The sequence below is a fragment of the Allochromatium palmeri genome, assembly GCF_009720725.1.
Lineage (GTDB): Bacteria > Pseudomonadota > Gammaproteobacteria > Chromatiales > Chromatiaceae > Thermochromatium > Thermochromatium palmeri.
On the sequence record NZ_WNKT01000129.1, the window covers coordinates 1 to 1,151 of the forward strand.

Below are 1,151 nucleotides of genomic sequence, written 5' to 3' on the forward strand. Positions count from 1 at the left end.
CGGAAGTCTTGGTAGGCGCGCTCGGACCAACGCAGCTTCTTGCCCCGGAAGGTGAATCCCAGGAACACACACGCGTCGGTCTTGACCACGCGGCTCTTCTGCACGTTGACCACCAGCTTGAGCGTGCCGGTCAGGTAGCGAGACACGCTCGCCATGACCCGCTCGCCCGCACGGTGGCTTCGGACGAGGATCAGCAGGTCGTCCGCGTAGCGGACGAACCGATGCCCCCGTCGCTCCAGTTCCTTGTCCAGGTCATCCAACAGGATATTGGCCAGCAACGGCGACAGTGGCCCGCCTTGCGGCGTGCCGATCTCCGTTGCTTCGATGGTTTCCCCAACCAAGACACCCGCCCGCAGGTACGCACCGATCAGCGCCAGCAGCCGCTTGTCGCGCACCTTCCGACCCACGCGGGCCATCAGGACGTCGTGCCGGACCGTGTCGAAGAACTTCGCCAGGTCCAGGTCGACCGCGATGCGGAAACCGTCACCGATATGGGCTTGTACCTGCCTCAGTGCTCCATGGGCGGAGCGCCCTGGTCGGAAGCCGAAGCTCGCATCCGAGAACTCTGGATCGAAGATCGGCCCCAGAACTTGCGCGATGGCTTGTTGGATAACGCGATCCATCACCGTCGGGATGCCGAGCAGACGCTCGCCACCGTTCGGCTTGGGAATCGTCACCCGTCTGACCGGCTGTGGCCGGTAGGTGCCCTCGCGCAGAGCTTGGCGGATCGCTGGCAGGCTCGAACGTGCGAACTCGGGAAAGTCCTCGATGCGCATCCCATCCATACCGGGCGCCCCCTGGTTGGCCTTCACGCGCATCCATGCCCGTCGCATGTTCTCGCCCGCCAGCACCCGCTCCATCAGGTCGTCGTGCAAGGCTGGCTGCGTGGCATCGCGCCGCCCCATGTCTCCCCCGAGCGGGTTCGTCGACAGGGGCGAGCGATCCACGGCTCCGCCTTGACTTCTCATGTTCGGCCCTTCGCCACGCGCCCGCTCCACGGTTGCATGGCTACTATGGCCTCGGCTGACTTCTGTCCCGTCACGCCGCGCGTTGCCGCCCGACGCGCTGTCCGAGTCACGGTAAGGTCCGGTGGTGATTCCGGCGCTTTCGCGTCGGCCCTCAGTCCGGCTCCCCTGGCGACCACAGCCCCC

At 66.1% G+C, this 1,151-nt stretch carries 1 protein-coding gene; it reads right to left on the minus strand.

All coding sequences use genetic code 11. The annotated features are described in order from the left end of the window. On the minus strand, positions 1-875 hold an 875-nt coding region (gene ltrA, locus GJ668_RS19765; RefSeq protein ID WP_246195036.1), incomplete at its 3' end, for a group II intron reverse transcriptase/maturase. Positions 876-1,151 lie beyond the last annotated feature (276 nt).